Raw genomic sequence first — 25,056 nt, 5'->3', positions numbered from 1 at the left:
GGGAGCGCAGGGCGTGCCCGCGTACTCCGCAGGGAGTACGCCCGATCGGCCCGCCCGGCGGACGACGGCGGCGGGCCGGGGCGTCTAGCGTGGCCGCATGGCGGAGCGGCGGTGGCAGTACTGGGCGGAGCACACCGGCGGCGGGCGGCTGCCGTGGCGCTCCTCGCTCCTCGTCGCCGTGTTCGCGCAGGCGGCCACCGGGTGGGTGCAGCAGGTCCAGCCCGGCCGCGAACCCGTCGGCGCGCTCGGCCGGCTCCTGCTGCTCATCGGGCCCGCCCTGCTGCTCCTGCGCCACCGCTACCCGGTGCCCGTCCTCTACGGAGTCTGCGCCGTCACGCTCGGCTACCTCGCCTGCGGATACCCGTACGGCCCCGTCTTCGTCAGCGTCGCCCTGGCCTGCCTCTCCGCCGTCGTCGCCGGCCACCGCCACGCGGCCTGGGGCGCGGTGGGCGCCCTGTGGGCCGGACACCTGCTCATCGCGCACTGGCTCTACCGCTGGCTCCCGCCGCCCGGCGACGGGCCCGCCCCCTGGGGGACCGAGGGCGGTGTCACGGCCTGGGCGATCGCCGTCCTCGCCGCGTCCGAGGTGGTCCGCGTACGCAGGGAGCAGTGGGCCCGGGACCGGGCCGAGCGCAAGGCCGCCGAACGGCGCCGGGTGGACGAGGAGCGGCTGCGCATCGCCCGCGAGCTGCACGACGTACTGGCCCACAGCATCTCCGTGATCAACGTGCAGGCGGGCGTCGGCCTGGCCCTGCTCGACAGCGACCCCGAACAGGCCCGTACGGCGCTCACCACCATCAAGGCGGCCAGCAAGGAGGCGCTCGGCGAGGTCCGGCAGGTCCTGAACACCCTGCGCGCCCCCGGTGAGGCCCCGCGCGCCCCCGCCCCCGGACTCGACCGGCTCCCCGAACTCGTCGCGCAGGCGGCCTCGGCCGGACTCACCGTCTCCGTGACCGGGCAGGCGCAGGCCCGGGGGCTGTCGCCGGCCACGGACCTCGCCGCGTTCCGGATCCTCCAGGAGGCGCTCACCAACGTGGTGCGCCACTCGGGCTCGCGGACCGCCCGGATCCGCATCGGCCGCCCGCCCGGCGCGCTGGAACTCCGCGTGGACGACGACGGCCCCGCCACCGGCGGCGACGCCGGCGGCAGCGGCACCGGCCTGATCGGGATGAGGGAGCGGGCCGCCGCGCAGGGCGGCACCATCGAGGCCGGCCCCCGGCCGGACGGCGGCTTCCGGGTGCTGGCCCGGATCCCGCTGGAAACCAAGGAGGACTCGTGATCCGCGTACTGCTCGCCGACGACCAGGCGCTGGTACGGGCGGGCTTTCGCGCGCTGCTCGACGCGCAGCAGGACATCGAGGTGGCCGGCGAGGCCGCCGACGGGGCCGAGGCCGTGCGCCTGGCACGCGAACTGCGCCCGGACGTCGCCCTGATGGACATCCGGATGCCGGGGCTCGACGGCCTGGCCGCCACCCGCACGATCACCTCGGACCCCGCACTGGCCGCGGTGAAGGTGGTCATGCTGACCACCTTCGAGCTCGACGAGTACGTCTTCGAGGCGATCCGCTCCGGCGCCTCCGGGTTCCTCGTCAAGGACACCGAACCGGAGGAGCTGCTGCGCGCGGTACGGGCCGTGGTCGCGGGCGACGCGCTGCTCTCGCCCGGGGTGACGCGCAGGCTGATCGCGGAGTTCGCCGCCCGTTCGAAGGCCCCGCGGGCGCCCGCCGGGCTGGACCGGCTGACCGAGCGGGAGCGCGAGGTGATGGCCCTGGTGGGTCTCGGGCTGTCCAACGAGGAGATCGCCCGCAGGCTGGTGGTCAGCCCGCTGACGGCCAAGACGCACGTCAGCCGGGCCATGATCAAGCTCGGCGCCCGGGACCGGGCCCAGCTGGTGGTGCTCGCGTACGAATCCGGGCTGGTCAGGCCCGGCTGGCTGGGCTGAGGCCGCGGCTGCCGGGGGCTACTCCCGCCGCGGTACGCGCAGTGCCGCCGGCCGTACGACGACCCGGGCACCCTCCCGGAGCCAGTCTCGGAAGCGACAAGGAAACCGCACCCCTTCCGAGGAGCTGAACCGAGATGAACACCCTGGCGTACGACGGGCCCGGCCCGTGGATCCTCTTCGTCCCGCTGATCTGGGCGGCCGTCGTCTTCGGCGTCGTCACCGTCCTGCGCCGCACCGTGTGGCGCGGCGCCCGCGGCCCGCGCGGACCGTGGGCGATGCGGGGCCCGTACGGCGAGAACTCGCCGATCGCCATCCTGGGCCGCCGGTTCGCCACCGGCGAGATCGACGAGGACGAGTACTGGCGCCGACTGTCCGTGCTGGACGAGCAGTTCGGCCGGACGACCCTGGACGGCAAGGGCCGGGCCGGCTGAGCCCGACCCCCGACCCCCGACCCCCGACCCCCGACTTCCGCGATTGCGCCCCGCGCCCGAGCGGGGCGCGAGTCGGCAGGGATACGTTCCCGCGATGGATTCGAACACGAAGATACCGGGCACCGCTTCGCCCAGCCGCCGCGGCCTGCTCCTCGCCGCGGCGGGCTCGGCGGCCGCGGGGTCCGTCCTCCCCATCGCCTCCGCCTTCCCCGCCTCGGCCGCCCCGGCCCCCGCTCCGCCCGCCGAGGCGGAAGCCGCCGCGGGCCCCGTCTCCCCGGAGGAGGCGCTGCGCCGGCTGGCCGCCGGCAACCGGCGCTGGCGTACGTACGGGCAGGAGCACCCGCACGAGTCGGCGTTCCTGAGGCTCCGGCTGACCAAGGCCCAGCACCCCTTCGCGATCGTCCTCGGCTGCGTGGACTCCCGGGTGCCCCCGGAACTCGTCTTCGACCAGGGGCTCGGCGACCTGCTGACCGTACGCTCGGCGGGCGAGGTACTGGACGAAGCCGTCCTGGGCAGCGTCGCGTTCGGGGTCCTGGAACTGGAGATCCCGCTGGTGCTCGTGCTCGGCCACCAGTCCTGCGGCGCGGTCGCCGCCGCCGTCCGCGCCGACGAGACCGGTGAGCAGCTGCCCGCGCACATCCAGTACCTGGCCGACCGGATCCGGCCCTCCATCGACCACACCCAGCAGGGCGAGGCCCGGATCGACGCCACCATCGACGCGCACGCCCGGCGCACCCGCGACCTGCTCGCGGCCGAACCCGACATCGCCCGGCGCATCGCCGACGGCAGGCTGGCCGTCGTCGCCGCCCGCTACGGCCTCCGCGACCAGCGCGTGCACAACCTGGCCTAGACCCGGACTCCCCAGGGGCGCTGGAGCGCCGCCGTGCGCCCCTGGTGGAGACGGCCGGTAGGCCGCCACGCTGGAGACCGGTACACCCACCAGGGCGGGGGGCACGGGACGATGGCGACTTCGATGGAGAACCGGGGAAAGCCGATCACCACGCACGACATGGTGGTGGTCCACCGGATGTTCCGGCGCGAGTTCGGGGAGGCGGCGGGCCGGGTGCGCGGAGTGCGCCACGGCAGCCGCGCCCAGGTCAGGCTGGTCGCGGACCGGCTGGAGCTGCTGCTGGACACCCTGCACCACCACCACGAGGGCGAGGACCGGCTGCTGTGGCCCAAGCTGGCCGAACGCCTGCCGGGGCAGGGCGGGTTGTGGAAGCGCATGCGGGGCCAGCACGCCGAGCTGTCGGCTCTCCTCGCACGGGCGAGCGCCCTGCTCGGCGAGTGGGCGGCCGCGGGCGGGAGCGCCCACCGGGAGGAACTGGCCGACGCGTTCGACCAGGTGTCCAAGGCCGTCGGGGACCACTTCGACCAGGAGGAGCGCGAGGCACTGCCGCTCGTCCCGAAGGCGGTGTCACAGGCGGAATGGGACGAGATCGGCGACGCGGCGAGCGCCGCCGTGCCCAAGAGCAGGCTGTTCACCGTCCTCGGGATGATCCTCAAGGACGCCGACCCGGGCGAACAGGTCCTGATCATGGGCCACCTGCCGCTGCCGCCCCGGGTGCTCTGGCGCGCGGTGGGCGAACGCAACTTCCGGCGCCTGGAACAGCGCCTGGCGGCGGCGGTGGGCCACGGCTAGGCCGTGTCCTTCGGATGGGCTCGGCATGATCCGAAAGACACGGCCCAGGGGTGTCCGCTAGCGGGTCTCGCACTCCTTCAGCCCGGCGAGCGCGAGCGCGCGCGCCGTGGGGTACGCGCCGGCGCCGGGCACCGCGAGTACCGTCCGGAACTGCTGGCCCGCCTCGCGGACCCGGCCCGCCGCCGAGTAGGCGCGGCCCAGCCTGCTACGGATCTCCATCTCCATCCGGATCTGCTCGGGCTCGTTCAGCGCGGACAGTGACTGGATCCGGGAGAGGGCCTCGTGGTGGAGAGCCATGGCCGCCTCCAGGTTCCCGGCGCCCAGCTCCGCCGTGCCCAGCATGCTCAGCGTGATCGCGGTCAGGGGGAGGTCGCCCGCCTGCTGCACCAGGTCGGCCGCCCGGCGCAGGAGCTCCCTGGCCTCGGCGAACTGACCGAGGTCGAGGTGGACGTCGGCGGCGCAGCTCAGGGCCCTGCTGATCATGGCGGGCCGCCCGTTCGCCTCGGCGCGGACAGCGGCCTCGGCCAGGCACAGGAGCGCGTCGCCGGTCCGCCCCAGCGTGCGGTAGGTCATGCCCAGCAGGCAGAGCACCATCGCCACCAGCCAGTCGTCCTCGACCCCCCGGGCCAGGTCGACCGCCGCGGTGAGGGGGGAGAGGGCCCGCTCGAACTCGCCGGAATTCAGCTCGGCGGCCCCGATCCCGCTCAGGGCCCGGGCCTCCTCACGCCGGTCCGCGCGATCGCGGCTCAGGCGCAGCGCCTCGGTGAACATCGCGCGCGCCCGTGCGGCGTCGCCCTGGTAGATCTCGACGATCCCCAGGCAGTTGCGCAGTGCGGGCGCCATCCGCCGGTCGGTGGCCAGGTCCGCCTGGGGGAGGGCGACTTCCAGGGCCGTGCGGCCTTCGTGGTAGCGGCCCCGGCGCAGGAAGTGGTCGGTCAGCGCCTCGGCGATCCAGCAGGCGTGGTCGGCTTCGCCGAGACCCGCCGCATGGCCGACGACATCGGCGAGTTCGGCGTCGGCAGCGTTCAGCCAGGCACTCGCGTCGGCCCAGCCCGTGAAGGCCCCCGTCGAGGGCGGTCCGGTGGGGAAGCCGGCGGAGCCCCAGTCGCTGGCGGTCCGGCCCGCGTCCACGTAGAGGCGGAGTACGGCGGTGCGCGCCGCCCCCGTTTCGGCCGGGGCGGCCTCCGCGAGTCGCCGGGCATGGACCCGTACCAGGTCGTGCAGCCGGTAGCGGCCCGGCCGGGGCTGTTGCACCAGACTCGTGTCGACCAGGCTCTCCAGGAGCTGTTCGGCCTCGCGGGCCGGCCGGCCCAGCATGGCCGCCGGCGTCAGGGCGTCGAATTCGCTCGTCGGCGTCAGGCCCAGGGCGCGGAACCCCTGTTGCTGCGAGGGCGTGAGCTGGTCGTACGACAGGCGGAAGGCCGCCTCCAGGCTGCGGTCCCCGGCAGTGAGCTCGCCGAGCCGCCGGTCGTCGTCCGACATACGGTCCACCAGATGGGCGAGGGTCCAGACGGGGCGCGTCTGCAGCCGTGTCCCGGCGATGCGCAGAGCCAGCGGCAGTCCGCCGCACAGCCTTGCCAGCTCGCGCGTCGCCGCCCGTTCCCCGGCCGCGCGCTCCTCCCCGACGAGATGCCCGAGCAGGGTCTGCGCGTCGTCCGTCTCCAGGGGCTCCAGCGTGATGCGCCGGTCGGCGTCGAGTCCGGCCAGGCGCCGGCGACTGGCCACGATCACCATGCTGCCCGGTCCCGCCGGGAGCAGTGGCCGGATCTGCGCGCTTCCCCGCGCGTCGTCCAGTACGAGGAGCAGCCGCAGCGAGCCGGTCGCCGCGCGCCAGGCGGCGCCGAGTTCGTCCAGATCGGCCGGTACCTCGCTGTCGGCCGTGCCGATCGTGCGCAGGAGCCGCCGCAGGACGCGCTGGGGCGAGAGCTTCTGGCGCCCCGGGCTGTGGGCGCGCAGGTCGACGAAGAGGCAGCCGTCCGGGTAGCGGCCGCGTAACTCCTGGGCCGCGCGGACGACGAGGGCGGTCTTGCCGACCCCGGCAATGCCGTCCACGGCCGCGACCCCCACGGAGTCGGGTGGGAACGCGGTGGCCAGCAGGGCCTGTTCGTGCTCCCGCCCGATGAGGACGCCGGTGACGCCGGGCAGTTCGTTGACCGGGGGGCGGGGCCGCGGCGGGGCGGAGAGGTCGGCCGGGCCGGCCGCGGGGAGGGCGGCGGAGCGGGCCGCGGCCGGGCCGAGGAGGAGTTCGTCGTCGCGGCGCAGCACCGCTTCGTACACCCGGCCCAGTGCGTCGCCGGGGCTGACCCCGAGCTCGTCGCGCAGCCGTTCGCGCATGCCCTGATAGGCGTTCAGCGCCTCGGCCTGGCGCTGGTTGGCGTACAGGGCGCGCATGTGCAGGGCCAGGAGCGACTCGTCGTACGGCTCGGCGGCGGACAGCGTGGCCAGACCGTCCAGGGCCTCGGCGGCCCGGCCCAGCAGGAGGAGGCATTCGAGCCGCTGCGACTGCAGTGTCCTTCGCCGTTCCGTCAGCCGCCGCCGCTCGGCCTGGGCGAACGGACCCGGCAGCCCGGCCAGGGGCTCTCCCCGAAACATTGCGAGGGCATCGGCGAGCAGGGCCATGGCGGTGGCCACGTCACCGGACGCCTGCACTCGCCGCGCCTCCTGGACCAGCTCGGCCAACTCGGCGACGTCGACGCGGATCCCGTCCACGGCCATGCCGTACCGGCCCTGGCTGCTGCGGATCACCGACTCCTCGTACCCGGTTCCCTCCGGGTCGAGGGCCTTGCGCAGGGCGTAGACGTAGCTCGGCAGGACCCGGTGACCGGAACCCGGCAGCGCCGAGCCCCACACCGCGTCGAGCAGGTCCTCGTGGCTCACGGTGCTGCCCGGCCGCAGTGCCATCGCGGCCAGCACGGCTTGGCGCCGGACGGGTCCCAAGGCCAGCGGCGTCGTACCCCGCCAGGCCCGTACCGGTCCGAGCAGCTCGATCCTGAGCCGCTGCGGAGATTCCCCGTCCACTCGCATCCTCGCTTCGCGCGCATCATCGAAATTTCATGGGCATTGCAGCGCCCCCGGTCACGCTTGGCAAGGCTCATGGTGCGCGAGTGAAAGCGGAATGGCTTGAAATCGGGGGGCGTCATGACGGGTTCGGTCGCCGCGCGCCGCCCTGCGGTGCCGGGATGGGGCGGCAGCCGGGACGTGACCAGGTATTTGTGCGCGGCCGCGTACCTGGAGCGCAGCTACGCGAAATCGCTCGTCAAGGACGTGGCGGCCGAGCCGCATCTGGGCGTGGCCGCGGCGCCGGCCTGCGACGTCCCGGTGGTGCTCAGGCACGCGTACCTCGCGAACGCCCGCAGGCACAGCCGCGACATCCTCCTCGCCTTCCTGCTGCTGTTCATCCTGATCTTCCATCTATGGGTCGCCATGCCCTTGATAGCCCTGTCGCTGCTGCTCCTCGCGTGGGTGACGGTGTTCTCGTTCGAACTCTCCACCAAGTACGGCCGGTCGATGCAGAGCCTGCGCCCGGACAGCTTCGACCCCGCGGCCGCCCCTGAGCCGATCAGCGGGAGCGTCGCGAGGCGCCTGCGTGAGATCGGCGAGTACGCCGAGGGCAACGTCACCACGTACAGCGGCTATTCGCCGTTCGCCGGATACGGCTCCGACCAGGACTCGTGGTCGCTCGCCTTCGACGTCACCTCTCCGAGCCGGCCGGGGGTCGAGCCGCTGGACTTCGACGTGGTGGACCTCTACTCCCATGTCGCCGGACGGCTCGCCACGCTGGGCCTGCCCTGTCTGGAGATCGAGGAGCGGGTCTTCGTCGACGGCTCGGCCGTCCGGGAGGACAGGCGCTTCCTCCCCGATCCCCTCGGCCGGCCCGTCACCGCCATCACGTCCGAGGCCGTGGACGCACTCAAGCGCTCGCCCGAGGAGAAGGTGCGGCCCTACCTCGCCGTGCACTCCACCGGCTGGGGCGGCGAGCTGGTGACGTCCCTCTTCGTCCGCTTCGTGCGCTCGGACTCGAGCCTCGTCGTGGAGGCGGCCCCGACGGTGCTGTTCCCCCTGCGCGACGGCTACCGGGTCGTCGACACCCTGATGCCCAGCCCGTCCCCGCTGGAGGTGCTCCAGCTCGCGGCGGGCACCCTGGTTCCGACCGTGTTCGAGCTGCTGGCCTCGCCCTGGCGTGCGATCGCGGGCTTCGCCCCCGATTTCTGGATGTACTTCCGCGTCCGGGGACAGGAGAAGCTGATCACGCAGCTGCGGCGGTTCGACTACGGGGCCCGGCAGGCGGTGCGGCGCAACGTCGCGGACAAGAGCCACCAGCGCTTCTTCCAGGAGGCGGACAGCGGCATGGTCCTCAAGGCCATCGAGAAGAGGGTGCTGAACGCGGTCGTGGAATTCGCGGAGGCCCATGGAATCCACACGGACGAGCTGGTGCAACGGCAGGAACTGATCATCAATCACGGGATCATCGCGAGCCACGGAGCGAGTGTCCAGGCCAGCTCCGTGGCCTCCGGTGAGAACTCCAAGGTCTCGTCGAGGATCCTCAGGAAAATGCCGCGCGTGAAATTGGACTGACCACGGTGAGGGGCGAGGAAAGACATGCGGAGCAATGACGGGATCATCGCCACGGGCGGCTCGAGCGTCGTCTCGTCCGCCGTGGCCGGCGGCAGGAACGCGCGGGCCGAGGTGCACAGCAGCGGTCCGACGCAGATCGGCGGGGGACGGCAGCGGTCGCCCGAGGAGATCCGGGAGCTGGTCTCCCGGCTGATCGAGGAACTGGGCCGGTCCGAGCACCCCGACCGCGCCGATCTGATCGAGATCGCGGAGGACGCCCGCGAGGAGCTCGGGTCCGAGAACCGGCGCATGGGAAAGCTGAGGATGCTCGCCAGGACCCTCCTGAGCGCGGTGGCGGGATTCACCGCGCTGGTCTCCCTCGCGGAGCCGATCGAAGAGGCGATCCGCGGCCTGTGAGCGGGGGAGTGCAGAGGAGATGACCATGCCACCCTCCCGGCCTGCCGGGCCCGGCTACGTCCGCGTGGGATTCACGGTCCTTCCCCGGTGGCTGCCGTGGCTGGTGGCCGCTCTCGTGGTGGCGGGCGGGGGGACCGCGGGCGTGCTCATCGCCGTGGCTCCCGCGTCCGGGGAGCGGGCGCCGGGCCAGGCCCTGGGCGGCCCGCCGCCGGGGGCGGACACCGGCTCCGCCGCGCCGTCGGCCGTCGCCCCGCCGCCCACCCCCCGATCCGCCGAGCCCGTGCCCTACCCCACCCCGTCCGCGGCGTACACCCCTCCCGCTCCGCCTCCCGCTCCACCGCCCGCCGAGGAGAGCCCGGCGCGTCCGGACGACCCGGGCGAGGTGGTGGAGGAGTACTACCGGGACCTCGTGAACCAGGACTTCGCGGCGGCCTGGGAACTCGGCGGCAGGAACATCGCCCACACCTCCTACGCGAAGTGGGTGGCGGGCTACGACACGACGGCGAGCATCTCGCTCGGCTCGGCGAACACGGTGGACCCAGGCCGGGTCCGCGTGCTGATCCGTGCCCTCCAGACGGACGGCACGCTGAAGGTGTTCGAGGGGACGTACACCGTCTCCGGTGGCGTGATCGTCGGCGCGGAGGTCACCGAGAGGTGATCCCGGCATGATCCGAAGGACACGGCCTAGCTGCGGTACACCCGCAGGTCCGAGACCTCGTACGACATCTCCGAGAGGGACGGGTCGGGGGCCGGGTGGTAGCGGCCCGCGCACACGGAGAGGTTCACGATGAGGTATGCCCTCCAGCGGCGGCCCACCCCGCTGTGATCGGAGTACGCGCGGGTGCCGTTGACCCACCAGACGACCGTGTTCGCACCGAATTTGACCTTGAGGTCGACCCATGCGCCGGGGCGGATGGCGGGGTCGTGGTAGTAGTGCGAGCCCCCGCCCCGGACGTGGTTGGAGAGCTCCAGCAGGTCCGGGTTGTCGGGGTGGTACTCGAAGACGTCGACCTCCTGGCCGCCGTCCCGCCAGGTCCAGATCGCCGGCCAGGCGCCGAGCGCCTCCGGCAGCCGGACGCGGGCCTCGAGCACGTCCTCCGCGCGCAGCAGGAAACCCTCGTCGCTGCCCTCGGTGGTCAGCAGCCCGGAGTCCCAGTGGCCGTCGGACCGCGGGGTGGCGCGGAAGGTCCCGCCGCGGCTGTAGGCGGGGTCGTCGACCAGATGATCGAGTTTGTTGTCGCCCGGATTGACCGGGCCGCCGTCGGGAAAGGCCGAGGTCCGGCCCGCGACCCAGCGGGTGGTCGAGCCGAAGTCGGCGGAGAAGACGAGGGTTCGGGAGCGACGGAACGGGGCGAGGAGTTGCGAGATCACCCCGCAGCTCTGCCCAGGGCGCGCCGTCCGCATTCCGCTGATCTTCGGTGAAATGCGGACGGGGCGGGCGCTTCAGGGCACTTCGGCGTCAGAGGCGCCGCCCCGGCGTCCCGCGGCGCACTTCGGTCAGGAGCCGGACTGCTGAAGGCGCTCGGCCTGCTCGGCGTGCTTCTCCTTGATGCGGACCGCTTCCTTGCGGACCTCGGCCTGGGTGGCGCGCTCCTTCTGGAGCCACTCCGGGTTCTCCTGCTTCAGCGCGTCGATCTGCTCCGTGGTGAGGGCCTCGGTGACCCCGCCACGCGCGAGGCCGGCGATCGAGACGCCGAGCTTGGACGCGACCACGGGCCGGGGGTGCGGGCCGCTGCGTCGCAGTTCCTGCAGCCACTGGGGCGGCTCGGCCTGCAGCGCGTTCAGCTCGCTGCGGGTCACGACACCCTCCTGGAACTCAGCGGGGGTGGCTTCGAGGTACACACCCAGCTTCTTCGCCGCGGTGGCGGGCTTCATGGTCTGGGTGGTCTTGTGCGACGTCATGGGGTCAAGGGTATCGAGCGTGTGCGCTACTTCTGACCACGGCCGGTAACCTGGCCGGGTGACAGGCTCGGAAGCATCTCCCACGGCATCTCCCTCGTTCCGGCTCGCGTACGTCCCCGGAGTGACCCCCGGCAAGTGGGTGCGGATCTGGAACGAGCGCCTGCCGGACGTCCCGCTGGCCCTCCTGCAGGTGTCCGCGGCCGAGGCCCCCGGCGTACTGCGGGGCAGCGAGGCCGACGCGGCCTTCGTGCGGCTGCCGATCGACCGGACGGGCCTGGCCGCGATCCCCCTCTACACCGAGAACACGGTCGTCGTGGTCCCGAAGGACCACCTCGTGGCGGCCGTGGAGGAGGTCTCCACCGGGGACCTCGCCGACGAGATCGTGCTGCACCCGCTGGACGACACCCTGGACTGGGAGAGCCTGCCCGGCAAGCCCGCGTTCGAACGCCCCGCCACCACGGCGGACGCGATCGAGCTGGTGGCGGCCGGGATCGGCGTCCTCGTCGTCCCGCAGTCCCTGGCCCGCCTGCACCACCGCAAGGACCTGACGTACCGGACGGTGACGGACGCGCCCCAGTCCAGGGTCGCCCTGTCGTTCCTCGAACTCGACGGCGAACCGACCGACCTGGTCGAGGAGTTCATCGGGATCGTGCGCGGCCGGACCGTCAACAGCACGCGCGGCCGCGGCGCCCCGACCCCGCCGCAGCCGAAGCAGCGGGGGCGCAAGCCCGCGGCCGCGAAGACGGGCGGCAAGACGGGCGGGAAGCCGGCCGGCAAGAACCCGCGCGGCGGCTCCGGCGGGGCCAAGGGCGCCAAGGGGGCCAAGGGCGGCAAGCCGCGCCGCCGGCCCTGAGGGGTGTTGCGCGGCCGCGTACGGTCACATTCGGTGACCCTCGGGCGGGGTCGGACACCCGCTAGTCGCCGATCCTGACCAGGGCGAGCGTGATGTTGTCGGGTCCGCCGGCCTCGATGGCGGCCTTCCACAGCTCGAACGCGGCCTTGCCGTCGTCGTGCACCCGCAGCAGCTCGTCGAGCTCCTCGGGCGGCACCGGGTCGGTCAGACCGTCCGAGCACACCAGATAGCGGGCTCCGGCCGCCAGCGGCCGGGTCGAGACGTGCGGGGTGATCCCGCTGTGCCGGCGGGCTCCGCCGAGCGCCTGGGTCAGCAGGGACGTCGTGCGCTGCCCCGGCTCCAGCGGCGGATTGTCGTCCACGCTCACCTGCCGGAGCTCTTGCGCGGTGGCGTCGAGCACCCGGCTGTCGCCGACGTTGAACGAGATCAGCGAGTCCTCCAGGACGACCGTGCCCGCCACGGTGGTGCCCATGGTGGCCAGCTCCGGATCGCTGTCCCCGGCCGCGTACACCGCGTGGTTGCACAGGGCGAGCGCCTCGCGGACGGCCCCCTCGCTGTCCAGGGACGGCCCGAGCATCGCCAGTTCCCGTACGACCAGCGCACTGGCCACTTCTCCGGCAGGCTGTCCGCCGATCCCGTCGGCGACCGCGACGACGAGCGGCGCACCGAGCGGGAACACGAACGTCTGCGGATTGCGGGTCACACCGGCGCACAGCGTCCACGGCCCGACGACGAGGCTGTCCTCGTTGTGGTCGCGTACCAGCCCGGCATGGCTCAGGGCGCTCACGGCTACGTACGTCATCGCACCCCCATGGTCCCGCCGCCCGCCCGCCGGCGTCTCATCCGGGCCCCCCGCCCCCGCCCAGCGCCTTCCGCTCCATGAGCCGGGTGACGTCCTTCGCGGTGACGATGCCCACCAGCCGGTCCGCGTCCACCACCAGGAGCGGCAGCCCGATCCCCGGCCGCAGCGCGTCCAGGGCGTCGCCCAGCAGATCGCCCGGGGCCGCCACCGCGCACCGCTGGAGCGGGGTCGACACGTCCCGCACGCGCAGTGCGTCCCGCTGATCCTGCGGGATCCGGGCCAGCCCGCGTACGTGCACCACCCCGCTGGGGCGTCCGTCGAAGTCGAGCAGCGGCAGGGCGGAATGCCGGGATCCGACGGCCACCTCCTCGATGAACCGCCGCACGCTCAGCCAGTCGGCGCCGGCCGCGACCGGGCTCGACATGGCATCGGCCACGTGCACACCCCGCAGCCCCGTCTGCACCACCGCGCGCTGGCGCTCCGCGCCCGCGACGAACGTGATGAAGAGGCCGATGGCGACGAGCCACAGCCCGCTCGAGGACCCGCGCAGGAAGGAGACCCAGCCCAGCGCCGCCAGCAGCACGCCCATGACCTGCCCGCTGCGCGAGGCGGCCCGGTCCGCCCGCTCCCGGTCGCCCGTACGCCACCACAGCAGTGCCTGGAGGACCCGTCCGCCGTCGAGCGGCGAGGCGGGCAGCAGGTTGAAGACGCCCAGGAAGAGGTTGGCCCAGCCCAGCCAGACCAGGACGGCGGCGGGCACCGCCCAGCCGAGCAGGGCGTCCAGCCCGATGCCGGCGCCGACCGCTGCGCCGCCGATCACCAGGCTGGTCAGCGGGCCGCTCACCGCCACCGCGAAGGCCGCCCTCGCGGTCTTGGGCCGGCCCATCCTGGTCATCCCGCCCAGCGCCCACAAGGTGACGTCCTCGACGGAGATCTTGCTCCGGCGGGCCGTCGCCGCGTGCGCGGTCTCGTGCAGGAGCAGGCTGCCCATCAGCAGCAGCGCCCCCACGACGCTGGCGAGGGTGTACACGGCGTTCGAGCGCCCCGGGGTCCACAGGGGCAGGGTCTGGCGGCCGAGCCCGTACGCGAACAGCACCACGAGCAGCGGCACGCTCCAGTGCATGCGCAGCGGCACTCCGACGACACGTCCGATGGGGACCGAGCCGTTCATCCTCGTCTCCTGCCGACTCGGCAGTGGTTCTCATCCCATTGTCGCTCCGGGACGGCCGACCCGGGCCGTGCCGGAGCGACGGATGCGGTGGGGCTCAGCCCTCCGTGGCGGCCGGAGCGGCCAGGACCTCGTCGAGCTCCCACGCGTGCCGCTTGAACTCGCGCAGGAAGTCGCCGTGGTCCTCCCACTGGCGGGCGATGCCGCGCAGCACGTCCCAGTGGTGCTCCACGGACTGGTCGATGACCCGGCGCAGCGCCGGCTCGGCGGTCGCCCGCTTCTCGATGAGCCCCTTGACCGCCGAGGCCTCCAGCACGGCGTTGCGCAGCGCGCGCAGCGCCCGGGAGGTGTCGTCCATCGCAAAACCGCGCTCACTGCCGGTGGCCTCGTCGAACAGCGGGGTCAGCCGCGCCTCGATGAATGCGGTGATCCGCTCGAAGTGCTGCACGTCCATCGGGGCTCCATCTCGTCTGCTTCCGGGCGCCGCGGCTGCTCCCGGCGCGGATGAAGAATATCCGCTGAAGATCGGGAGGAGACGGGCGGCGGCGGGCGGCGTCACACGGCGACGGCCTCCAGCAGGGAGGGCACGGACGGCGTGGGCAGGATGCGGTCCAACCGGAAGCCCGCCCGTGCCAGCAGGGACTCGAACTCGGCGGCGGTCCGCTCGCGCCCGGTGACGGCCATCAGCATCACGACGTCGAGCTCCACAGCGGGGTGCGGGGCACTGCCCTCGGGCAGGACGGCCTCCACCACGAGCAGGCGGCCACCGGTGCCCGCGGCGCGCCGGATCGAGCCGAGGATGCGCAGGGCGTCCTCGTCGCTCCAGTCGTGCAGGATGTGCTTGAGCAGGTAGAAATCACCCCCGGCCGGTACGGCGGTGAAGAAGTCCCCGCCCGCCGTGCGCCAGCGGCCCGCCAGTCCGGGCCGGTCGAGTACGTGTTCGGCGACGGTGGCGGGCTGGTCGAAGAGGGTGCCGGACAAGGTGGGCTCGCGGGTCAGTACGGCGGCCAGCAGCCCGCCGCGGCCCCCGGCCACGTCGACCAGGCGTGCGCCCGCCGGGAAGGCGTAGCTCTGCGCCACCAGTTCCTCGGCGGGGCCGGAATGCGCCGCCATGCCGGCGTCGAACGTGGCCCGGTCCTCGGGGGACCCCAGGAGGTGCTCGAAGAACGGCATGCCGTGGGCGAGGTCGAAGGCGGACTCGCCCGTGCGCAGGGTGTCCGCGAGCCGGCCGGCGGAGCGCGCGAACATCGGGTCGGTCAGCATCAGGACGCTCGCCAGCTGGGATCCCGGCGCGCCGGCGACCAGCGACCGCCCGGCCTCCTCCAGCCGGAAGGCCCCCCGGCCGTCCTCGCCGAACAGCCCCCGCGTGGCGAGGAACCGCAGGATCCGCCGCAGCGCGGGCCCGTGCGTGCCGGTACGGGCGGCGAGCTCCTCGGCGGTGCGCGGCCCGTCGGTGAGGTGGTCGGCTATCCGGTGGACGGCCACGGCCCTTAACGCGGCGGCGTGGACGTGCCCGTACATGAGGTCGTGCAGCGGAGAGGGGGCGAAGGGGTCGAGGCTGGCCACGGTCCGGCTCCTGTCGGCTCGATGCGATGCGATGCACGGTGAGACGCAGTGCGATGCGATGTGGTGCGGGTCGGCTCGGGGCACGCGTGCCGTCGCTTCCGGCCCGCGCGGCCCACCTGCGCAGTGCATGCCGGGTACGGGTCCCCCGTCCAGTCCCTTTCCGGGCATCTGCGCGCGCTCCCGGACCCGCCCCTCCACCAGGTGGCGGTTCGAGGTGGCCACTTCCGGGTGACACGCCCGTAGGTCTCACCGGCCCGCGGGCGTCCGTGGTCGACGATCGCCAGCGGCCGTACCTGCCGCGGCCGCAGATCGCCGGGGGCCGGACGATTGGGAGATCACGTGCACATCCTGCTCGCCGCCAGCGCGTTCAACAGCCTCACCCAGCGCGTGCACGCGGAACTCAGGGACCGCGGGCACAGCGTGGCGGTCGAGCTGGCCCTGCCCGGCGCCTCCCTCGCCGAAGCCGTCGACCGCCACCGGCCGGACCTCGTGCTCGCGCCGATGCTGAAGACGCCCATCCCGCGCGAGGTCTGGTCCGCCCACACCTGCCTGATCGTCCACCCCGGGCCCGTGGGCGACCGCGGGCCCTCCTCGCTCGACTGGGCCATCGCCGAGGACGCGACCCGCTGGGGCGTCACCGTCCTGCAGGCCTGCGAGGAGATGGACGCCGGCGACGTGTGGGCCGCCGCGGACTGCGCCCTGCCGCCCGTCGGCAAGAGCGACGCCTACCGCGGCGAGATCGCCGACGCGGCCCTGTCCGCCGTGCTGACGGCCGTCGACCGCTTCGCGTCCGGCACGTACGTCCCCGAGCGGCAGCGATCCGGCCGCGCCCGGCCGTACCTGCGCCAGGAGCTGCGCCGCATCGACTGGGCGAACGACTCCACGCAGAGCGTCGTCCGCGCGCTGCGCGCCGCCGACTCCCAGCCGGGCGTACTCGACGAACTCCTCGGCGGCCAGTGGTTCCTGCACGGCGGGCACCCCGAGGACCGGCTGCGCGGCCGCCCCGGCGAGCTGCTCGCCACCCGCGCGGGTGCGATCTGCCGGGCGACCGCCGACGGAGCCGTGTGGATCCCCGAGCTCAGGGCCCGGCGCGTGCCCGGCGAACCGGGCGGCCCGGCCCCCGTCAAACTCCCCGCCACCCTCGCCCTCGGCGACCGGCTGCCGCCGCTGCCCGAGATCCCCGCGCGGCCGTTCGCCGACGCGGACGCGGAGGGCGGCCCGCGCACCTGGTCCGACATCACCTACCGGGAACGGGGCGGGGCCGGCTTCCTCTCGTTCTCGTTCCCCGGCGGCGCGATGAGCACCGCGCAGTGCCGGCGCCTGCTCGCGGCCTACCGGGAGGCCTGTACCCGGCCCGTCTCCGTCCTCGTCCTCGGCGGCGGCCGGGACTTCTTCTCCAACGGCATCCACCTCGGCGTCATCGAGGCCGCCGCCGACCCGGCCGAGGAGTCCTGGGCCAACATCAACGCCATGGACGACCTGGTGGAGGCCGTCCTGACCACCACCGACCGGTTCGTCGTGGCCGCCCTCGGCGGCAACGCGGCCGCCGGCGGCGCCATGCTCGCCCTCGCCGCGGACGAGGTCTGGTGCCGCGGCGGCGTCGTCCTCAACCCGCACTACCGGCTCATGGGCCTGTACGGATCCGAGTACTGGACCTACACGCTGCCCCGCCGGACCGGAACCGGCGTCGCGGAGCGCCTCACCGCCGACGCCCTGCCGATCAGTGCCGAAGCCGCCCGCAGGCTCGGACTGGTCGACCGTACGATCGACTGCGCCCCGCACGCCTTCGCCGACGAGACCGCCCGGCTCGCCGTCCGCGTGGCGGACTCGCCCGCCGTCCTGTCCCGGATCGCCGGCAAGAAGGCCCGCCGCGAGGCCGACGAGGGCGTCCGGCCGCTCGCCGCCTACCGGGAGGCCGAGCTCGCGCGGATGCGCGAGACCTTCTTCGACCTGCGGGCCCCCTACCACGCCCTGCGCCGCGCCTTCGTACGCAAGGAGGCCCCGGAGCGCACCCCGGCCCACCTGGAGCGGACCGTGCCGGGACGGCGCACCGCGCCCCTGCCCTCCCGGCGGCCCCCGGTCACTGGACCGGCCGTACAAGACAGGGCACCGGGCCCGGCCGGCTGCTAGCAAGAAGGGTGAGGCCGGCGCGGAGCACCTGCCCGTCCGCCCTCCCCGTTCCCGCCCCCTCCGCGTCCCCGGCCCCACCCACCCCCCCCGCATCCCCTCCCAAGGAGCGATCCTCATGGATGCAGCAACGCCGAGCACGGCAGTAGAGGACCCCCCGATCCACATCCTCTGGATCAACGCCGGACTGAGCTGCGACGGCGACTCGGTGTCCCTGACGGCAGCGATGCAGCCCAGCATCGAGGAGATCGTCATGGGCGTCCTCCCGGGCCTGCCCAAGATCGCCGTGCACTGGCCGCTGATCGACTTCGAATGCGGACCCGTCGGCGGCGCCGACACCTTCATCGAATGGTTCTTCAAGGGGGAGCGCGGGGAGATCGACCCCTTCGTGCTCGTCGTCGAAGGCTCGATCCCCAACGAGAAGATCAAGCCCGAGGGCTACTGGTGCGGCTTCGGCGACGATCCGGAGACCGGCCAGCCCATCACCACCAGCGAGTGGATCGACCGCCTCGCGCCCAAGGCCCTCGCCGTGGTGGCGATCGGCACCTGCGCCACGTACGGCGGCATCCACGCGATGGAGGGCAACCCCACCGGCGCCATGGGCGTGCCCGACTACCTCGGCTGGGACTGGACCTCGAAGGCCGGCATCCCGATCGTGTGCGTGCCCGGCTGCCCGATCCAGCCGGACAACTTCTCCGAGACCCTCACCTACCTGCTCTACCAGGCGGCCGGCTCCGCGCCGATGATCCCCCTGGACGACAAGCTGCGCCCCACCTGGCTCTTCGGCGCCACCGTGCACGAGGGCTGCGACCGGGCCGGCTACTACGAGCAGGGCGAGTTCGCGCAGACCTACGACTCGCCCAAGTGCCTGGTCAAACTCGGCTGCTGGGGCCCCGTCGTCAAGTGCAACGTGCCCAAGCGCGGCTGGATGAACGGCATCGGCGGCTGCCCCAACGTCGGCGGCATCTGCATCGCCTGCACCATGCCCGGCTTCCCCGACAAGTTCATGCCCTTCATGGACGAACCTCCGGGGGCGAGGGTCTCCGTCACCGCCAGCGGGGTCTACGGCACGCTGATCCGCAAGCTCAGGTCGATCACCGAGCACACGGTGGACCAGGAGCCCAAGTGGCGCCATCCGGGACGGCAGTTGACCACCGGATACCGCAAGCCCTGGTGACCGGGCCGTCCCGGGCACCCCGCCCGCCCGGCGCGGGCCCGCACCCGGGCCCGCGCCCCACCGCTGCGCCTCCCCAAAACCCCAGCTCCCGCCTCCAAGAAGGGTCACGGCAGACAAGATGACACCGAAGACGAAGGCGGCCGGTGACGGCAGCGGCCTGGTGGAGATGGCCTGGGATCCGATCACCCGGATCGTGGGCAGTCTCGGCATCCACACGAAGATCGACTTCAAGCAGAAGAAGGTCGCGGAGTGCTACAGCACCTCGTCCGTCTTCCGCGGCTACAGCGTCTTCATGCGCGGCAAGGACCCCCGCGACGCGCACTTCATCACCAGCCGCATCTGCGGGATCTGCGGCGACAACCACGCCACCTGCTCCGTCTACGCCCAGAACATGGCTTATGGGGTGAAGCCGCCCCACCTCGCCGAGTGGATCATCAACCTGGGCGAGTCGGCGGAGTACATGTTCGACCACAACATCTTCCAGGAGAACCTGGTCGGGGTCGACTACTGCGAGAAGATGGTCCGCGAGACCAACCCCGGCGTACTCGAACTCGCCGAGCGCACCGAGGCCCCGCACGCCGGTGACCACGGCTACCGCACCATCGCCGACATCATGCGCTCGCTCAACCCCATCGAGGGCGAGTTCTACCGCGAGGCCCTCCAGGTCAGCCGGTACACGCGCGAGATGTTCTGTCTCATGGAGGGGCGCCACGTGCACCCCTCCACCCTCTACCCGGGCGGCGTCGGCACCATCGCCTCCGTCCAGCTCTTCACGGACTACATGAGCCGCCTCATGCGGTACTGCGAGTTCATGAAGCGCGTGGTCCCGCTCCACGACGACCTCTTCGACTTCTTCTACGAGGCCCTGCCCGGGTACGAGGAGGTCGGCCGCCGGCGCGTCCTGCTGGGCTGCTGGGGCGCGCTCAACGACCCCGAGTACTGCGACTTCACGTACGCCAACATGACCGACTGGGGACGGAAGATGTTCGTCACCCCGGGCGTGGTGGTGGACGGCAAGCTGGTCACCAACGACCTCACCGAGATCAACCTCGGCATCCGCATCCTGCTCGGCAGCTCGTACTACGACGACTGGCAGGGCCAGGAGAAGTTCGTCACCCACGACCCGCTCGGCAACCCCGTCGACGCCCGCCACCCGTGGAACCAGCACACCATCCCGGCCCCGCAGAAGCGGAACTTCGACGACAAGTACAGCTGGGTGATGTCCCCGCGCTGGTTCGACGGCAAGGACCACCTGGCCCTCGACACCGGCGGCGGCCCCATCGCCCGCCTGTGGTCCACCGCCCTGTCCGGGCTCGTGCACACCGACTACGTCCAGGCCACCGGCCACAGCGTGGTCATCACCCTTCCCCGCACCATGACCAAGCCCGAGACCCGCTTCGAGTGGAAGATCCCGAAGTGGAGCAACGCGCTGGAGCGCAACCGCGCCCGCACGTACTTCCAGGCGTACGCGGCGGCCATCGCGCTGCACTGCGCCGAGAAGGGCCTGGCCGAGGTCCGCGCCGGACGCACCCAGACCTGGGAGAAGTTCGAGGTCCCGGACGAGTCCATCGGAGTCGGCTTCACCGAGGCCGTGCGCGGCGTGCTCTCGCACCACATGGTGATCCGCGACGGCAAGATCGCCAACTACCACCCGTACCCGCCGACCCCGTGGAACGCCAGCACCCGCGACACCTTCGGCACCCCCGGACCGTACGAGGACGCCGTCCAGAACACCCCGATCTTCGAGGAGAACTCCCCGGAGAACTTCAAGGGCATCGACATCATGCGCGCCGTGCGCAGCTTCGACCCCTGCCTGCCGTGCGGCGTGCACATGTACGTCGGCGGCGGCAAGACGGTCAAGCAGATGCACGTGCCCACCGGCCTGAGCGGACTCGGCGGATGAGCGCGCAGGCGACCGACGCCCGCGAGGCGGGCCGGCGCGTGGACGAGGTCCTGGACCGGCTGGCCGCCTCCGGCGACCGCGAGGCCTGCGCCGCGGCCGAGGAACTGGTGCGCGTGCTCATGGACTTCTACGGGGCCGGGCTCGCCCGGATCGTGGAGCGGCTCGGCGTGGAGCGGCTCGGCGGGCTGCTGGACGACGAGCTCGTCGCGAGCCTGCTCGCCCTGCACGACCTGCACCCGGAGGACGTGCACACGCGGATCGCCCGCGCCCTGGACTCCGTACGGGACCCCGTGGAGCTGGTCGGCTTCGACGCGGCCACCGGCGTGCTGCGCCTGCGCTCCGCCCCGGGCGGCGGCTGCGGCTGCGGTTCCGGCGGCGACGCCGTGCCGCGGAGCGTCGAGGACGCCCTGGCCTGCTTCGCGCCCGAGGTGACCTCGGTGGAGCTCGAAGCGGCCGAACCGCCCCTGCCCCTGCTCCAGATCGGCACCCGCCCGCAGGCCCCGGCGCGGGCCCGGTGAACGCGCCGCACCCCTGGGAGACGGCTGAGCCGGGCACCGGCTCCGCCGGGCCGCGCGGACTGCGCCGGTTCACGGGGCCCCGGCCGCCCCGGCCCGAGCGCTGCGAACTGTGCGCGGCGGCGGTCCCCGAGGACGGCCACCGCCACCTGGTGGAGGTCGAGAAGCGGGCGCTGGTCTGCGCCTGCACCGCCTGCGCCCTGCTGTTCGACCGGCCCGGCGCCGCCACCGGGCGCTTCCGCGCCGTCCCGGACCGCTACCTCACCGACCCGGAGCACCGGCTCGGCGAGGGCGCCTGGGAGCAGCTCCAGATCCCGGTCGGCGTCGCCTTCTTCTTCCGCAACGCCGCCCTCGACCGGCTGGTCGCGCTCTACCCGAGCCCGGCCGGCGCCACCGAGAGCGAACTGGACCCGGCCACCTGGCAGAACGTGCTCGGCGGCGGGGCGCTCGCCGCGCTGCTCGAACCCGACGTGGAGGCGCTGCTGCTGCGCCGGACCGAGGGCCGCACCGAGTGCTACCTCGTCCCCATCGACATCTGCTACGAGCTGGTGGGGCGGATGCGGCTGCTGTGGCAGGGCTTCGACGGCGGGGCCGAGGCCCGCGCCGCGCTGAACGCCTTCTTCGCGCAGGTCGAGCGCAGGGCCAAGGTCCCCGCCGGGGCGGGGGAGGGGCGGCCGTGACCGACTTCGCCTTCGCCTGCACCGGGGTGCGCGCCGACCCGTACGCGGCCGGCCCCACCCTCGTCTTCCGGCTGCGCATCACCACCGCTCCGGACAAGCGCGTCCACGCCCTGGCGCTGCGCTGCCAGATCCGCATCGAACCGGCCCGGCGCGGCTACGGCACGGGCGAGGCCGCCGCGCTCCACGACCTGTTCGGCGAGCGGGCCCGCTGGGGGACCACCCTCCAGCCCCTCCAGTTCGCCCAGGTCTCGGTGATGGTCCCCAGTTTCACCGGGGAGACCGAGACCGATGTCGTCGTCCCGTGCTCGTACGACATGGACATCGCCTCCGGCCGCTATCTCAGCGCCCTGGAGGAGGGCGAGGCACCGCTGCTGATGCTGTTCTCCGGCACGGCCTTCACCGGCGCCGGGGGCTTCCAGGTCGAACCGGTCCCCTGGGACCGCGAAGCGCCGTTCCGGATGCCCGCCGAGGTGTGGCGGGAGATGGTCGAGCAGCACTTCCCCGGCTGCGGCTGGCTGCGGCTGCCCCGCGACACCATGGCGGAGCTGCTCGCCTACCGCTCCCGGCACGCCCTCGCCTCCTGGGAGGCGACCGTACGGACCCTGCTGGACGCGGCGTCGACGGCCGAGCCGGCGCCCCCGGACCCCGTGTGGGCCGGCGCCGTACTGCCGCGGGCCGCCGAGAGGACCGCGCCATGACCACGACGGCCCTGCCCGAATCGCGCTTCGCCGTTGCCCGGCAGGTGGCCGACGCCGTCCTCTTCGAGGGCTACGTCCTCTACCCGTACCGGGCCTCGGCGGCGAAGAACCGGCTGCGCTGGCAGTTCGGCGTCCTGGTGCCGCCCGCATGGGGGCCCGCCCACGGAGAGCACTCGTTCCAGCGCACCGAGGTGGTCATGGAACCCCGGGGCGCGGCCACCCTCGCCGTCGAGCTGCGCTTCCTGCACGCCCAGCGGCGGACGGTCGAAGAGGCCCGCGCGGACGGCTCGTTCGCGGCCGTGCCCGAACTGCACCTGCCCGACCGGGTCCTGGTCCCCTGGGACGAGGGCACCGAGGAGCGGGTCGAGATGACCGTCCCCGTCACCGAGCTGGAGGAGGGCGAGGTCCGTCTGCCCTTCGTCCGGCCGGCCCGCGAGGAGACCGAGCCCGTCCTCGGCGCCGACGGCCGGCAGGTGGGCCGACTGGTCCGGCGCACCGAGCGTGCCGACGGGGTGCTGCGGCTGCGCGCGGAGCAACTGGACGTTCCCTACCGGGCGTTCAAGCTCACGGCGGTGGTGGAGAACACGAGCGACTGGATGCCGGACGCCGAGCTCGCCGGGGGAGCGGACCGCGACGCCGCCCTGCCCCGCTCACTGGTCGCGGCCCATCTCCTGCTGGGCCTCAGCGCCGGATCCTTCCTCTCGATGACCGACCCGCCCGAGTGGGCCAAGGCCTCCGTCGCCACCTGCGCCAACCGGCACACCTGGCCCGTGCTGGCCGGCGACCCGGGCAGCACCGACGTGGTCCTGTCCTCGCCGATCATCTTGGAGGACCACCCCGGCATCGCCCCCGAGAGCATCGGGGCCATGTACGACGCCACCGAGATCGACGAGATCCTCGCCCTGCGCACGGCGGCCCTGACCGACCAGGAGAAGCGCGAGGCCCGCGGCACCGACCCCCGCGCGGCCGCCGTCATCGACCTGGCCGAGACCATGCCGCCCGAGGTGCTGGAACGCCTGCACGGCGCGGTCCGGGCGCTCCGCGAGATCACCGACCCCGGCGCGCCCGTCCCCGAGTCCTTCGCGGAACTCTTCGACGAGGACGCCGTGTTCAAGCCGGACACCCCCTGGTGGGACCCGGCGCACGCCGATCCCGCCGATCCGGCCCGCGACCGGATCCTGATCGGCGGCACCTCGGTGGGCCCCGGCAGCCGGGTGATCCTGCGCCCGGGGCTGCGGCGCACCGACGCCCAGGACCTGTTCCTGCAGGGAGCGGCCGCACAGGTGGAGGCCGTCCTCCACGACGTCGACGGCGGAGTGCACCTCGCCGTCACCGTCGAAGGGGACCCCGGCGCCGACATCCGCCGCGAGCAGGGCCGGTTCCTCTACTTCCAGCCCGACGAGGTCGCCCCCCTGGAGGGCGCGTGAGCGGCCGCATCCTGATCGCCGGCATCGGCAACGTCTTCCTCGGCGACGACGGCTTCGGCGTCGAGACCGTCCGGAGGCTGGCCGGCCCCGGGCACGGGCTGCCCGAGCACGTCGAGGTGGTGGACATCGGCGTCCGCGGGGTCCACCTCGCCTACCAGCTCCTCGACGGCTACGACACGCTCGTCCTGGTGGACGCCACCGCCCGCGGCGGGGCCCCCGGCACCCTGTACCTGATCGAGGCCGCGGAGCCGGGCTCACTCGCCCCGCAGGCCCCCGTGCTCGACGGCCACCAGATGTCCCCCGACGCGGTGCTCGCCCTGCTGGACACCCTGTGCGCCGGGACCGGCACCGCGCCGCCCCGGCGGATCTGGGTCGTCGGCTGCGAACCCGGCTCCCTGGAGGAGGGCATCGGCCTGAGCGCCCCGGTGGCCGCGGCGGTCCCGGAGGCCGTACGGATGGTCCTGGACCTGGTCCTCCGCCCGGACGAGGAACTGCTCGACCCAGAGCGCAACGCCACCGCCAACTGAGGAGAACCCATGAAGAAGGCCATCATCGGCGGCGCGGCCGTCGCCGTCCTCGCCTGCGCGCTGAGCGTGGTGCTCCCGGACATCCAGCGCTATCTGAAGATCCGCCGCATGTGACCGGTGACGGGTCACCCGTGACCTGCGATCCGTGAACTGGGATTCGTGACCTGAGATCCGTGACCTGGGATCCGTGCGATCCCCGGCGTGCGACCGCCCCGGCGCCCGAATGGCGTACGGGGCGTCGGCGCGTCGGCGTGCCCGAGCGCCCCGTACGGCGCCGGCCGGTCTAATGAGGCCCGGCAGGACGGAGTCCCATGCACGAGATGTCGATCGCCATGGCCGTGGTGGGCCAGGTGGAGGAAGCCGCCGAGGCCGGCGGCGCGATCGCCGTCACCTCGGTCCGGCTCCAAGTCGGAGAACTGGCCGGGGTGGTCCCCGACGCCCTCGCCTTCTGCTTCGAACTGGCCTGCGCCGGAACGCTCCTGGAGGGCGCCGAGCTCGTGACCGAGCAGGTCCCCGCCCGCGCGCACTGCCGTTCCTGTACGGGCGACTGGGCGGTCGGCATGCCGCCCCGGCTGGTCTGCCCCGGCTGCGGGCAGGCCGCGGACGTGGAGCTCCTCACCGGGCGCGAGCTGCAGATCCTCAGCGTGCACTGGGAGGACGGCCCCGGCCCCGGCCCCCACCGGACCCCCGCCCCCACCCGCGAACCGATCTCCGAGGAGCACTGAA

26 protein-coding genes are annotated in these 25,056 nt (G+C 73.4%); 19 read left to right on the top strand and 7 right to left on the bottom strand.

What is annotated here, in order from left to right; translation table 11 throughout:
* The first annotated feature begins 97 nt into the window (after positions 1-97).
* The 5 genes from ACFYZS_RS21495 (at position 98) to ACFYZS_RS21475 (ending at position 4,014) form a co-directional block, all read left to right on the top strand.
* A complete protein-coding gene (locus ACFYZS_RS21495; protein WP_389014790.1) occupies positions 98-1,279 on the top strand; it encodes a sensor histidine kinase in 1,182 nt (393 codons plus the stop codon).
* The gene (locus tag ACFYZS_RS21490; RefSeq protein ID WP_389014787.1) at positions 1,276-1,941 is read left to right on the top strand and encodes a response regulator; all 666 of its coding nucleotides are present in this window, start codon (positions 1,276-1,278) and stop codon (positions 1,939-1,941) included. Before ACFYZS_RS21495 ends, ACFYZS_RS21490 begins: the two co-directional genes overlap by 4 nt.
* 134 nt (positions 1,942-2,075) lie before the next feature.
* On the top strand, positions 2,076-2,372 hold the full coding sequence (locus ACFYZS_RS21485; RefSeq protein WP_389014784.1) for an SHOCT domain-containing protein: 297 nt from the start codon (positions 2,076-2,078) through the stop codon (positions 2,370-2,372).
* A 94-nt stretch (positions 2,373-2,466) separates the two neighbouring features.
* Positions 2,467-3,222, top strand: coding sequence for a carbonic anhydrase (locus tag ACFYZS_RS21480; RefSeq protein WP_389014781.1), 756 nt, complete (start codon positions 2,467-2,469; stop codon positions 3,220-3,222).
* 123 nt (positions 3,223-3,345) lie between these two features.
* Positions 3,346-4,014 (top strand): hemerythrin domain-containing protein, encoded by a 669-nt coding sequence (locus tag ACFYZS_RS21475; RefSeq protein ID WP_389014778.1) that lies wholly within the window; start codon positions 3,346-3,348, stop codon positions 4,012-4,014.
* A gap of 57 nt (positions 4,015-4,071) precedes the next feature.
* Here ACFYZS_RS21475 and ACFYZS_RS21470 read toward each other — a convergent pair whose 3' ends face one another.
* Positions 4,072-7,032, bottom strand: coding sequence for a BTAD domain-containing putative transcriptional regulator (locus tag ACFYZS_RS21470; RefSeq protein ID WP_389014775.1), 2,961 nt, complete (start codon positions 7,030-7,032; stop codon positions 4,072-4,074).
* A 120-nt stretch (positions 7,033-7,152) separates the two neighbouring features.
* Here ACFYZS_RS21470 and ACFYZS_RS21465 point away from each other — a divergent pair, with 120 nt between their 5' ends.
* The 3 genes from ACFYZS_RS21465 to ACFYZS_RS21455 are packed head-to-tail and all read left to right on the top strand — an operon-like array spanning position 7,153 to position 9,643.
* Positions 7,153-8,589, top strand: coding sequence for a zinc ribbon domain-containing protein (locus tag ACFYZS_RS21465; protein WP_389014772.1), 1,437 nt, complete (start codon positions 7,153-7,155; stop codon positions 8,587-8,589).
* A gap of 24 nt (positions 8,590-8,613) precedes the next feature.
* A complete protein-coding gene (locus ACFYZS_RS21460; RefSeq protein WP_389014769.1) occupies positions 8,614-8,985 on the top strand; it encodes a hypothetical protein in 372 nt (123 codons plus the stop codon).
* Positions 8,986-9,010: 25 nt separating this feature from the next.
* The gene (locus tag ACFYZS_RS21455; protein WP_389014766.1) at positions 9,011-9,643 is read left to right on the top strand and encodes a hypothetical protein; all 633 of its coding nucleotides are present in this window, start codon (positions 9,011-9,013) and stop codon (positions 9,641-9,643) included.
* Positions 9,644-9,669: 26 nt separating this feature from the next.
* Here the strand turns inward: ACFYZS_RS21455 and ACFYZS_RS21450 are convergent, their stop codons facing one another.
* Both ACFYZS_RS21450 and ACFYZS_RS21445 read right to left on the bottom strand, forming a co-directional pair.
* Positions 9,670-10,356 (bottom strand): beta-glucanase, encoded by a 687-nt coding sequence (locus ACFYZS_RS21450; protein ID WP_389014763.1) that lies wholly within the window; start codon positions 10,354-10,356, stop codon positions 9,670-9,672.
* Between the two features lie 126 nt (positions 10,357-10,482).
* Entirely contained in the window at positions 10,483-10,887 is a 405-nt protein-coding gene (locus tag ACFYZS_RS21445) for a DUF5997 family protein (protein WP_389014760.1), read from the bottom strand.
* 58 nt (positions 10,888-10,945) lie between these two features.
* Here ACFYZS_RS21445 and ACFYZS_RS21440 point away from each other — a divergent pair, with 58 nt between their 5' ends.
* On the top strand, positions 10,946-11,740 hold the full coding sequence (locus ACFYZS_RS21440) for a LysR family transcriptional regulator substrate-binding protein (protein ID WP_389014758.1): 795 nt from the start codon (positions 10,946-10,948) through the stop codon (positions 11,738-11,740).
* Positions 11,741-11,801: 61 nt separating this feature from the next.
* Here the strand turns inward: ACFYZS_RS21440 and ACFYZS_RS21435 are convergent, their stop codons facing one another.
* From ACFYZS_RS21435 to ACFYZS_RS21420, 4 genes are all read right to left on the bottom strand, one after another.
* The gene (locus tag ACFYZS_RS21435) at positions 11,802-12,542 is read right to left on the bottom strand and encodes a PP2C family protein-serine/threonine phosphatase (protein ID WP_389014755.1); all 741 of its coding nucleotides are present in this window, start codon (positions 12,540-12,542) and stop codon (positions 11,802-11,804) included.
* 37 nt (positions 12,543-12,579) lie between these two features.
* Positions 12,580-13,713, bottom strand: coding sequence for a site-2 protease family protein (locus tag ACFYZS_RS21430; RefSeq protein WP_389014752.1), 1,134 nt, complete (start codon positions 13,711-13,713; stop codon positions 12,580-12,582).
* Positions 13,714-13,807: 94 nt separating this feature from the next.
* A complete protein-coding gene (locus ACFYZS_RS21425) occupies positions 13,808-14,164 on the bottom strand; it encodes a hypothetical protein (RefSeq protein ID WP_030856629.1) in 357 nt (118 codons plus the stop codon).
* Positions 14,165-14,265: 101 nt separating this feature from the next.
* On the bottom strand, positions 14,266-15,276 hold the full coding sequence (locus tag ACFYZS_RS21420; protein ID WP_389014748.1) for a methyltransferase: 1,011 nt from the start codon (positions 15,274-15,276) through the stop codon (positions 14,266-14,268).
* Positions 15,277-15,615: 339 nt separating this feature from the next.
* On the opposite strand from ACFYZS_RS21420, the gene ACFYZS_RS21415 reads away from it, so the two are divergent.
* The 10 genes from ACFYZS_RS21415 to hypA all read left to right on the top strand — a co-directional run bounded on the left by ACFYZS_RS21415 (position 15,616) and on the right by hypA (position 25,055).
* Entirely contained in the window at positions 15,616-17,406 is a 1,791-nt protein-coding gene (locus ACFYZS_RS21415; protein WP_389014745.1) for a hydrogenase maturation protein, read from the top strand.
* A 115-nt stretch (positions 17,407-17,521) separates the two neighbouring features.
* On the top strand, positions 17,522-18,580 hold the full coding sequence (locus ACFYZS_RS21410; RefSeq protein WP_389014742.1) for a hydrogenase expression protein HypE: 1,059 nt from the start codon (positions 17,522-17,524) through the stop codon (positions 18,578-18,580).
* A gap of 118 nt (positions 18,581-18,698) precedes the next feature.
* On the top strand, positions 18,699-20,483 hold the full coding sequence (locus ACFYZS_RS21405) for a nickel-dependent hydrogenase large subunit (RefSeq protein WP_389014740.1): 1,785 nt from the start codon (positions 18,699-18,701) through the stop codon (positions 20,481-20,483).
* On the top strand, positions 20,480-21,001 hold the full coding sequence (locus ACFYZS_RS21400) for a hypothetical protein (protein ID WP_389014737.1): 522 nt from the start codon (positions 20,480-20,482) through the stop codon (positions 20,999-21,001). Before ACFYZS_RS21405 ends, ACFYZS_RS21400 begins: the two co-directional genes overlap by 4 nt.
* Positions 20,998-21,678 carry a DUF5947 family protein gene (locus tag ACFYZS_RS21395; protein WP_389014734.1) on the top strand — a complete coding sequence of 227 codons (681 nt, stop codon included), beginning with the start codon at positions 20,998-21,000 and terminating at the stop codon, positions 21,676-21,678. Before ACFYZS_RS21400 ends, ACFYZS_RS21395 begins: the two co-directional genes overlap by 4 nt.
* Positions 21,675-22,376 (top strand): DUF6084 family protein, encoded by a 702-nt coding sequence (locus tag ACFYZS_RS21390; RefSeq protein ID WP_389014731.1) that lies wholly within the window; start codon positions 21,675-21,677, stop codon positions 22,374-22,376. Before ACFYZS_RS21395 ends, ACFYZS_RS21390 begins: the two co-directional genes overlap by 4 nt.
* On the top strand, positions 22,373-23,803 hold the full coding sequence (locus ACFYZS_RS21385; RefSeq protein WP_389014728.1) for a hypothetical protein: 1,431 nt from the start codon (positions 22,373-22,375) through the stop codon (positions 23,801-23,803). The genes ACFYZS_RS21390 and ACFYZS_RS21385 overlap by 4 nt, the downstream gene beginning before the upstream one ends.
* Entirely contained in the window at positions 23,800-24,330 is a 531-nt protein-coding gene (locus tag ACFYZS_RS21380; protein WP_389014725.1) for a hydrogenase maturation protease, read from the top strand. The genes ACFYZS_RS21385 and ACFYZS_RS21380 overlap by 4 nt, the downstream gene beginning before the upstream one ends.
* Positions 24,331-24,339: 9 nt before the next feature.
* Entirely contained in the window at positions 24,340-24,444 is a 105-nt protein-coding gene (locus tag ACFYZS_RS21375) for a DUF6893 family small protein (RefSeq protein ID WP_389014722.1), read from the top strand.
* 197 nt (positions 24,445-24,641) lie between these two features.
* The gene (hypA, locus tag ACFYZS_RS21370) at positions 24,642-25,055 is read left to right on the top strand and encodes a hydrogenase maturation nickel metallochaperone HypA (protein WP_389014719.1); all 414 of its coding nucleotides are present in this window, start codon (positions 24,642-24,644) and stop codon (positions 25,053-25,055) included.
* Position 25,056: the final 1 nt, after the last annotated feature.

This window comes from Streptomyces sp. NPDC001903 (assembly GCF_042891345.1).
Taxonomy (GTDB): domain Bacteria; phylum Actinomycetota; class Actinomycetes; order Streptomycetales; family Streptomycetaceae; genus Streptomyces.
Note: the sequence above shows the minus strand (reverse complement) of the source record. Positions and strands in the feature narration are given on the sequence as shown.

Coding starts and splice junctions, on each gene's coding strand:
- ACFYZS_RS21495 (WP_389014790.1), top strand. CDS start 98: ATGGCGGAGCGGCGGTGGCAGTACTGGGCGGAGCACACCGGCGGCGGG.
- ACFYZS_RS21485 (WP_389014784.1), top strand. CDS start 2,076: ATGAACACCCTGGCGTACGACGGGCCCGGCCCGTGGATCCTCTTCGTC.
- ACFYZS_RS21480 (WP_389014781.1), top strand. CDS start 2,467: ATGGATTCGAACACGAAGATACCGGGCACCGCTTCGCCCAGCCGCCGC.
- ACFYZS_RS21475 (WP_389014778.1), top strand. CDS start 3,346: ATGGAGAACCGGGGAAAGCCGATCACCACGCACGACATGGTGGTGGTC.
- ACFYZS_RS21465 (WP_389014772.1), top strand. CDS start 7,153: ATGACGGGTTCGGTCGCCGCGCGCCGCCCTGCGGTGCCGGGATGGGGC.
- ACFYZS_RS21460 (WP_389014769.1), top strand. CDS start 8,614: ATGCGGAGCAATGACGGGATCATCGCCACGGGCGGCTCGAGCGTCGTC.
- ACFYZS_RS21455 (WP_389014766.1), top strand. CDS start 9,011: ATGCCACCCTCCCGGCCTGCCGGGCCCGGCTACGTCCGCGTGGGATTC.
- ACFYZS_RS21445 (WP_389014760.1), bottom strand. CDS start 10,887: ATGACGTCGCACAAGACCACCCAGACCATGAAGCCCGCCACCGCGGCG.
- ACFYZS_RS21435 (WP_389014755.1), bottom strand. CDS start 12,542: ATGACGTACGTAGCCGTGAGCGCCCTGAGCCATGCCGGGCTGGTACGC.
- ACFYZS_RS21430 (WP_389014752.1), bottom strand. CDS start 13,713: ATGAACGGCTCGGTCCCCATCGGACGTGTCGTCGGAGTGCCGCTGCGC.
- ACFYZS_RS21425 (WP_030856629.1), bottom strand. CDS start 14,164: ATGGACGTGCAGCACTTCGAGCGGATCACCGCATTCATCGAGGCGCGG.
- ACFYZS_RS21410 (WP_389014742.1), top strand. CDS start 17,522: ATGGATGCAGCAACGCCGAGCACGGCAGTAGAGGACCCCCCGATCCAC.
- ACFYZS_RS21405 (WP_389014740.1), top strand. CDS start 18,699: ATGACACCGAAGACGAAGGCGGCCGGTGACGGCAGCGGCCTGGTGGAG.
- ACFYZS_RS21400 (WP_389014737.1), top strand. CDS start 20,480: ATGAGCGCGCAGGCGACCGACGCCCGCGAGGCGGGCCGGCGCGTGGAC.
- ACFYZS_RS21385 (WP_389014728.1), top strand. CDS start 22,373: ATGACCACGACGGCCCTGCCCGAATCGCGCTTCGCCGTTGCCCGGCAG.
- ACFYZS_RS21375 (WP_389014722.1), top strand. CDS start 24,340: ATGAAGAAGGCCATCATCGGCGGCGCGGCCGTCGCCGTCCTCGCCTGC.
- hypA (WP_389014719.1), top strand. CDS start 24,642: ATGCACGAGATGTCGATCGCCATGGCCGTGGTGGGCCAGGTGGAGGAA.